The sequence below is a fragment of the Caballeronia terrestris genome, assembly GCF_001544515.1.
GTDB classification, from domain to species: Bacteria; Pseudomonadota; Gammaproteobacteria; order Burkholderiales; family Burkholderiaceae; genus Caballeronia; species Caballeronia terrestris.
Genome location: NZ_FCOL02000129.1, coordinates 1 through 7,284 on the forward strand (window position 1 = coordinate 1; position 7,284 = coordinate 7,284).

The window sequence follows — 7,284 nt, forward strand, 5'->3', positions numbered from 1 at the left end:
CGCCAGGGGTTGCGCGGCGTTTTTGTGTCTGGACGGAATCTTAGGGAAGCTAGAAAAAAGGTGGATGCTAGTCCTGCATATGGTTATGCGAGTTTCGCATAACGCGGGACAACCCTATCCGGCGACACCGGAAGCGGCACGAAGATGACGCCAGAGCGATTCCAGAAACTCACTGTGGTTGGATGCATCCCGATACACCCGAAGCTCGACTTCGAGTTGCCACTCTGCGGTCCCGGCCGGCACGAGGTTGCCGGCGTCGAGCTCGGAAAGAATGGAGCTTCTCGGCAGCCACGCAACTCCTTCGCCTTCGAGAACGAGCTTCTTGACCACTTCCGCCATGTCCGATTCGTAATGAAGCCGCAAGGCGGGAGCCGCGCTCGCATGCTCCAGCAGCACTGCGAGACAGCGCCCGAAGTAACTGGTTTCAGTATAGGAGATGAGCGGTAAAGGACGGTCGTTCGTGCCGGGCAGCCGGAATGCGGGAGCGCTTCGCTGATTGGGCTTGCAGACCGGCATGAAGGTGTCGGTGCCTACGGTGAGGTATTCGTATCGCGTCGGATCCAGATGCAGCGGCAGCTCAGGATGGTGATAGGCGAACATCAACTCGCAGTTGCCGTTGACGAGCATCAGGATCGAATCGTGGACGTTGGCCGGAATGACGCGCGCGCGTACCTCGTCGAAATGTGACGAGAGCGCTCGCAGCCAGGCAGGCAGAAAGTTGAGCGCGATGGTATGCCCGGCCGCGATCTGCACCCCCTTGCCGGCGATGCGCTGCTCGGTGCGGATGATGGCGCGCGTGTCGAACAGCTTCTCGATGATGTCCTCGGCCGCTTCGCGAAAGAGTTGCCCCGCTGGCGTTAATGTAGGCGGAAAGCTGCTTCGATTGATGAGGTCGGCGCCGACCCACTGCTCAAGCGACTGAATCCGCCTGCTGAACCCGGACTGTGTGACGTTGCGAAATTCCGCCGCTCGCGAGAAGCTTTGATATTGCGCGAGCGCGATGAAGTCTTCGATCCACTTGATTTCCATGACCTGTCCGTATCGGTTCCGGCGAAGGCAGATCGGCCGCCAGGAGACCTCGAAATTCTACGCTGACGGAGTGCTCGTGGAAGCCGGCCACCGGCATCGTGCCTATCGCAGTGCGTGCAACCCGCCCTCTTCTTCATCCGTTCCCCTGCAATTGCAAGCCGCCTAGCGTTCCTTTGACTGCGCCGCGAGCAATTGCAGGTGGCGTGCTTCCGTTGCATCATCGGCGGGGAACATGCATTCCAGGCGCAGTTCCTGCGCGGCCACGGTTTGCGGCGTTCCAACGCTCGTCACCATCGAAAAATAACGAAGCACGACGCCCTCGCTGATGAAGCCCAGCGGAATGACCGGCATGGTGGGCGTGTCGGACGGCGCATGATGCGCTTTCCAGTCGCGCGGCACGTCGGGATAGGCGAGCAGCTTGTCGAGCAAACGCCCGGTGTCGTCGTCGATCACGTGACCAACCGATTCCCGATACACCCGCTGCAGCAGGCTCCGACAGACGGTGTCCCAATCGGCCACGAACGGACGCATACCCTGCGGATCGAATATCAGATGCAGCATGTTGCGCGGCCCTTCCCGCAAACTCATGTCGATGAAGTGATTGAAAAAGCGCGGCGCGGCGTCGTTGGTCATCAACACGTTCCAGTGACGGTCCATCACCATCGCCGGATACGGCTCGTTCTGACGAACGATCCGTTCAAGCGCGCGGACGACGCTTTGCATTTCATGTGCATTCCACGGTGCCTCTGAATACAAGGGGGCGTATCCAGCGGCGAGCAGCAGGGCATTGCGCTCGCGCAGCGGCACGTCGAGCGTCTGCGCGAGAGTCAGAAGCGTGTTCCGACCAGGCACGCTGCGTCCGCTTTCAATGAAACTGATCTGCCGCTGCGAGACTCCCGTTTCCAGCGACAGATCGAGCTGACTCACGCCCCGTACATCCCGCCAGTAACGCAACAGATCGCCAAGTTCGCTCGACGATACCTTCGAATTAGGACGCGTGGGATTCATCGGATTCCCTGACTGATGCGGATGAAGAATACGGACTCAGGATGCGGGCGCGTGCCAGACGAATTCCTCGAACGGCGTTTCAAGGGCTGGCTGGGTCACGCTCGCGGAGTAGTTCGTGATCGTCGATGCGGCAACCACAGCTATGACTTCGAGCAGTTGCTCCGGGCTGAACCCTGCTTTGAAGAAGCGATTCTGTTCCGCTTCGGCAAGACGGCCGCGCTTGTCGATCAGCGTACGCGCCAGCGTCGACAGCGCGGCCAATCCCGCGTCATCGGGCAGACCGCCGTTCCGGATCGCATCGACATCAGCAGGACGTACGCCTTGTTTCAACGCAAACGCGGTGTGAAACGCGACAGGCCACTCACTGGCGTTGGTAACCGCGTTGGTCAACAGCAGCGTCTGGATCTGCGACTCCGTCAGACTGCTCGCATGCACGCGCTCGAACAGGCCGATGAAGCCGTTGATCAGCACCGGTGAAGCAGCCATCGCGGCCGCGATGTTCGGGATCAGGCCGAATGCCTGTTGCAATTGCTTGAGCACGGGCTTCGATTGCGCCGGGGCGGACTCGATTGTGTGGATGGTATGGTCAGACATCTTAGCTCCTTGACGGGAAACGTCACCGGATTGGTGACACGACAGCCAAAGAGTAGCGACGCTCGTTCTTCACGCCAATTACATCGGATGTAATCGCCGCGTGGCGACGCGCCGTGTCCGGCCCACGCGTATCGAGTCGACACGGCCGTGCGATGAAAGACTCCGGCGATGCACTTCCCGGATGCCTTACGTGTGAATAGCCTTCGCAACGGCGCAGGAACTCGCAAATGGAGGTCGCTTTGTGAAAGAGTCGACGACAGGACAAAGCGAAGTGACAGGTCAGCGCAAGCTGCTGAACAATTGAGCCACCACCTCGCGCAGCCAGCGATTGCCCGCTTCATGGTGATACCTGGCGTGCCAGTGCTGCCTCACGGCAAAGCCGTCCACGGAAATTGGGCATGGATGGATTAACAGATCATTGACCTTTGCCAGCGTCTGGCCGATGTGCCGTGGCAGCGTGGCAATCAGGTCTGTCGTCTGAATAATCGCACCCAGTCCGAGAAAGCCCGGCAACTCCAGTACGACGTCCCGCTGGATCTGCTCGCGCAAGAGCGCCTGCTCCAGCAACTGGGCGCCCGTCCCCGCCGCGATCGCAACGTGTCCCTCGGCGCGGTACTGCTTCACCGAGAGGCGTGCGCGCAGGCGCGGGTGGTGCCGGTTCGCCAGACACACCCAGTCTTGCGAATACAACTGCTGCTGGTAAATCCCGCCGCCGAGCCACGGCACATGGCCGATCGCAAGGTCGGCCTCGCCGGACTCCAGCGCCCGTTCAGTGTTCCCATCGATTCTTGCTACCTCCAGACGAATGCCCGGCGCCTGCGCCCGGATGTGCGCCAGCATTCGAGGAAGCAGCGTGACGTGGCTCGCATCCGTCATGCAGATGCGAAACCGCCGCTTTGCGGTGGCGGGATCGAAAGCGATTTCCCACGCAGCGAAACGCCGCAACGATTCCAGGATCTCGCGGCACGGCCCGATCAGGGCGTCGGCCTGCGGCGTCGGCGCCATGCCACCGGGCGTGCGGATGAACAAAGGGTCTTGCAGAAATTCGCGCAGACGCCCGAGCCAGATGCTGACCGTCGGCTGGCTCTGTCCAAGTTGCTCCGCCGCGCGAGTAACGCTCCGGGTGTCGTACAGCAGGTCAAAAAGCTGCAGGAGCTTCAGGTCGGGTAGCTCGCTGGGAGTCATGGCCATTATTCGATTTACGCAATGACCTCATTGTAGTCATTGCATTGCCACGATGAGCGGCAACTTCTATCGTTGCGTCAACACATCAAGGAGACGCTAATGAAGATCGCAATCCTGGGGGCGGGTGCGCTGGGCTGCGCCATCGGTTCCACACTGAGTCAAGGTGGTCACGAGACCTGGCTGATCGACCGCTCGGCGGCACACGTCGGAGCAATGTGCCGCGACGGCTTGCAAGTCGACGATGCCGATGGTTCCCGGCACATCAAGGTCCGTGCGACGACGCAGGCCGCGGAAGTTGGCGCGGCGGATCTCGTCGTCGTACTGGTCAAGTCCTTTCACACTGACTCGGCGATGCGCGGCGCGCTCGATCTCATCGGTCCGGACACGCTTGTGCTGTCGTTGCAGAACGGCCTCGGCCATGAAGACGTCCTCAGCGAGATCGTCGGACGTGAGCGCGTGCTGGCGGGCAAGACATACGTCGGTGGAGTGCTGCGCGGTCCCGGGCATATCCAGTCCGGCGTGAGCGGAAAACTCACCTACATCGGAGAGCTCGATGGGCAGGTCACGCAACGAGTGCAAGCGATTGCCGAAGCGTTCAATGCGTCGGGTCTGACGACGACCGTGAGCGACAACATCCTCGGGACGATGTGGGACAAGTTGCTGATCAACGTCGCGACGGGCGCAGTAACCGGCATCACGCGCCTCACTTACGGGCAGCTCTACGAAGAGCCGATTCTCAAGGAAACCGCGCTCGCCGCCGTGGCCGAGGCGATGGCTGCTGCAAAGGCAGCGGGCATCAAACTTTCGATGTCGGACGCGGAGCAAGCATGGACATTGGCGGCCGAGGGTCTTTCACCTGAGTTCAAAACCTCGATGCTGCAAAGCCTTGAGAAAGGTTCGGTCACGGAGATCGACTTCATCAACGGCGCGGTCGTGCGCTGGGGTCAACGGCTCGGTGTGCCGACACCGGTCAATTCGACGCTGGTTGCGTGCATCAAGGGCATCGAGCGCGCCATGACGGACCGACAAGCTAAGGAGACGACAGCATGAACAAGGCTTATCTGGAACACGTCGCCATCTGGGTGAAGGACATTCATTGGCACATCCGCTTCTTCGAAGACGTGCTCGGCATGACTATGCGAGAAGTCGACGGCACCGTCGACGAACCCCGTCAGTACTGGACGCTCGGCGGTCTCCAGTTCATTCACAAGCCGGACTACGAAAGTCCCGAAGGACGACTCGCGCATCTAGGCGTGATGTGCGAAGACCTGGAAGCGGCGCTCGCCGCCGCGCAACGGTATGACGTCAGCGAATTGCCGCAGGGACGCAACTGGATTCGCCTGCCGGACGGCCTTGCCGTCGAACTGATTCAGGCACGGCCCGCCTCGTGCGTCGCGCAGGCGCTTTCGATCAACCCGCGTGCGGAGGCATGACATGACGATCATCGATAAATACTGGGACGACGCCAGTGAAGGCGACGAGTGCACGAGTCCGAGCTATACGGTCACCAAGGAACGCATCCTGGCTTACGCCGACCTCACTGGCGACCACACACCCGTGCATGTGGACGAGGAATACGCGAACGCGAGCCACTTCGGTTCGATCGTCGCACACGGTCTCTTTGGGCTGTCCATCGCCGATGGTCTCAAGACCCAAAGCGAATACCGCTTCCTGCCCGGTATGTCGCTCGGCTGGACGTGGGACTTCAACCTGCCGATCAAGGTGAACGACGTGTTGCACGTCAAGTTTCGCGTCGGCTCGATGCGCGCGAGCAAGAGCCGTCCTGACTGGGGCATCGTTGTGCTGCCGTCGGATTTGATCAATCAGGACGGGCAGGTCGTCCAGCATGGCGAGCATCGTCTGATGGTGCCGCGCCGACCGGGAGCATTCTGATGCAGGCACGTCCTCTCGAAGGGATTCGCGTCGTCGACTACAGCCACTTTTTGGCAGGGCCGTATGTCGGGCGCTGTCTCGCGGCGCTCGGCGCCGAAGTCATCAAGGTCGAACGTCCGGGCAGCGGCGACGCGGGCCGTCAGCACGCCACCGTGCTCGACGATGAACAGAGCGCCTATTTCCTGCATCCGCGCGGCAAGGAGTTCATGCAGCGTCTGTGCGACTCGGCGGACGTGTTCGTCGAGAACTATCGACCGGGGGCGCTGAAGAAGCTTGGACTCGGTTACGACGAACTGTCCGCGCGCAATCCGGGTCTCGTCTACTGCTCGATCTCGGCATATGGTCACACTGGACCCGATGCGCATCGCGCAGGTTTCGGCCTGATCGCAGAGGCGAAGAGCGGGATTATGCAGATGATCGGCAATCCAGGGGAGCCGCCGCCCCTGATGCGTATCTCCCTTGGCGACATGTACACCGGCATTCACGCGGTCGCGGCGATCAACGCGGCGCTGCTAGGTCGCGTGAAGAGCGGCCGGGGCCAGCACATCGACATGGCGCTGTACGACACGCTCGTGTCGATGCACGAATACGCGGTGCAGTGTTACACGATGCAACGCATCGTCCCCGAGCAGACGGGTCACGACATGCCGACGTCGACGCTCTACGGTGTGTTCCGTGCGGCGGATGGCGACCTCGTGATCGCCGCACAGGTGGACGATGCATGGAAGCGTTTCGCGGCCTTGGTGGAGACGCATGGCGGGCCGGCTGGCTTCGGCACCGACGCACGGTTTCATACCCTCAACGGGCGCAATGCGAATCGGCTGGACATATTGTCCGTGGTGAAGCCTTGGGTTGCAGCGCGGCCGGTTGCCGAAGTGCTGAGTCTTCTAGACAGCATCGACGTGCCCTCCGCCAAGGTGCAGCGCATCGATGAAGTGCTTGCCGATCCGCAGATCATCGCGCGGGGCATGGTGGTCGAGCAGGAGCACCCGCGCTTCGGGACGTTGCGCCTGCCGAACCTGCCGTTCCGTTTTTCCGACTGCGACACGACCATCCGCGAAGTCGGCCCGGACCTCGGCCAGCACAACGCGGAAGTCGCGCAGTCGCTGGGCTTCGACGCGGCCGAAATCGACGCGATGCAAACCGACGGTGTGCTGTACTCGAAAGTGAGGCCATGATGAGCGACCAATACGCAGTGATCGGCAACCCGATCGGACACACGAAGTCTCCGCTGATTCATGGCCTCTTCGCAGAAGAGACACGGCAGGACTTGTCATACACGGCGATCGAAGGTCCATTGGAGCCGCAGGGCGCGTTCGCCGAGACGGTGCGCGCTTTCATCGCCAGTGGCGGCAAAGGGATGAACGTAACCGCGCCGTTCAAGCTGCAGGCGTTCGCGATGGCGGACGAACGCAGCGAGCGCGCCGAGCTGGCTGGCGCCGTCAACGCGATGAAATTCGAAGGCGGCCGCATCATCGCCGAGAACTTCGACGGGATCGGACTCGTGCGCGACATCGAAGTGAACCTTGGCGTGCCGATAGCTGGCAAGCGGGTGCTGATGCTCGGTGCCGGCGG

Annotated in this window: 8 protein-coding genes and 1 pseudogene; 5 read left to right on the forward strand and 4 right to left on the reverse strand. The window is 61.5% G+C overall.

The window, feature by feature from the left end:
• Positions 1 to 114: 114 nt before the first annotated feature.
• From AWB67_RS33325 to AWB67_RS33340, 4 genes are all read right to left on the reverse strand, one after another.
• Positions 115 to 1,029 (reverse strand): LysR substrate-binding domain-containing protein, encoded by a 915-nt coding sequence (locus AWB67_RS33325; protein WP_087660278.1) that lies wholly within the window; start codon positions 1,027 to 1,029, stop codon positions 115 to 117.
• 162 nt (positions 1,030 to 1,191) lie between these two features.
• Entirely contained in the window at positions 1,192 to 2,037 is an 846-nt protein-coding gene (locus tag AWB67_RS33330) for a helix-turn-helix domain-containing protein (protein ID WP_087660279.1), read from the reverse strand.
• A 36-nt stretch (positions 2,038 to 2,073) separates the two neighbouring features.
• Positions 2,074 to 2,631, reverse strand: coding sequence for a carboxymuconolactone decarboxylase family protein (locus AWB67_RS33335; RefSeq protein WP_087660280.1), 558 nt, complete (start codon positions 2,629 to 2,631; stop codon positions 2,074 to 2,076).
• A gap of 279 nt (positions 2,632 to 2,910) precedes the next feature.
• Positions 2,911 to 3,816, reverse strand: coding sequence for a LysR family transcriptional regulator (locus tag AWB67_RS33340; protein WP_087660285.1), 906 nt, complete (start codon positions 3,814 to 3,816; stop codon positions 2,911 to 2,913).
• 99 nt (positions 3,817 to 3,915) lie between these two features.
• Here AWB67_RS33340 and AWB67_RS33345 point away from each other — a divergent pair, with 99 nt between their 5' ends.
• From AWB67_RS33345 to aroE, 5 genes and pseudogenes are all read left to right on the forward strand, one after another.
• Positions 3,916 to 4,866 (forward strand): ketopantoate reductase family protein, encoded by a 951-nt coding sequence (locus tag AWB67_RS33345; RefSeq protein WP_087660281.1) that lies wholly within the window; start codon positions 3,916 to 3,918, stop codon positions 4,864 to 4,866.
• Entirely contained in the window at positions 4,863 to 5,249 is a 387-nt protein-coding gene (locus AWB67_RS33350) for a VOC family protein (RefSeq protein ID WP_087660282.1), read from the forward strand. Before AWB67_RS33345 ends, AWB67_RS33350 begins: the two co-directional genes overlap by 4 nt.
• A 1-nt stretch (position 5,250) precedes the next feature.
• Positions 5,251 to 5,709 (forward strand): MaoC family dehydratase, encoded by a 459-nt coding sequence (locus AWB67_RS33355; RefSeq protein WP_087660283.1) that lies wholly within the window; start codon positions 5,251 to 5,253, stop codon positions 5,707 to 5,709.
• Positions 5,709 to 6,887 carry a CaiB/BaiF CoA transferase family protein gene (locus AWB67_RS33360; protein WP_087660284.1) on the forward strand — a complete coding sequence of 393 codons (1,179 nt, stop codon included), beginning with the start codon at positions 5,709 to 5,711 and terminating at the stop codon, positions 6,885 to 6,887. Before AWB67_RS33355 ends, AWB67_RS33360 begins: the two co-directional genes overlap by 1 nt.
• Positions 6,887 to 7,284, forward strand: a pseudogene (gene aroE, locus AWB67_RS33365) (shikimate dehydrogenase); the annotation flags it as partial. The gene AWB67_RS33360 and the pseudogene aroE, both read left to right, overlap by 1 nt.

Excerpts from the sequence above, each read along its gene's own strand:
- AWB67_RS33340 (WP_087660285.1), bottom strand. The coding sequence starts at position 3,816 with ATGACTCCCAGCGAGCTACCCGACCTGAAGCTCCTGCAGCTTTTTGAC.
- AWB67_RS33325 (WP_087660278.1), bottom strand. The coding sequence starts at position 1,029 with ATGGAAATCAAGTGGATCGAAGACTTCATCGCGCTCGCGCAATATCAA.
- AWB67_RS33355 (WP_087660283.1), top strand. The coding sequence starts at position 5,251 with ATGACGATCATCGATAAATACTGGGACGACGCCAGTGAAGGCGACGAG.
- AWB67_RS33335 (WP_087660280.1), bottom strand. The coding sequence starts at position 2,631 with ATGTCTGACCATACCATCCACACAATCGAGTCCGCCCCGGCGCAATCG.
- AWB67_RS33345 (WP_087660281.1), top strand. The coding sequence starts at position 3,916 with ATGAAGATCGCAATCCTGGGGGCGGGTGCGCTGGGCTGCGCCATCGGT.
- AWB67_RS33330 (WP_087660279.1), bottom strand. The coding sequence starts at position 2,037 with ATGAATCCCACGCGTCCTAATTCGAAGGTATCGTCGAGCGAACTTGGC.
- AWB67_RS33360 (WP_087660284.1), top strand. The coding sequence starts at position 5,709 with ATGCAGGCACGTCCTCTCGAAGGGATTCGCGTCGTCGACTACAGCCAC.
- AWB67_RS33350 (WP_087660282.1), top strand. The coding sequence starts at position 4,863 with ATGAACAAGGCTTATCTGGAACACGTCGCCATCTGGGTGAAGGACATT.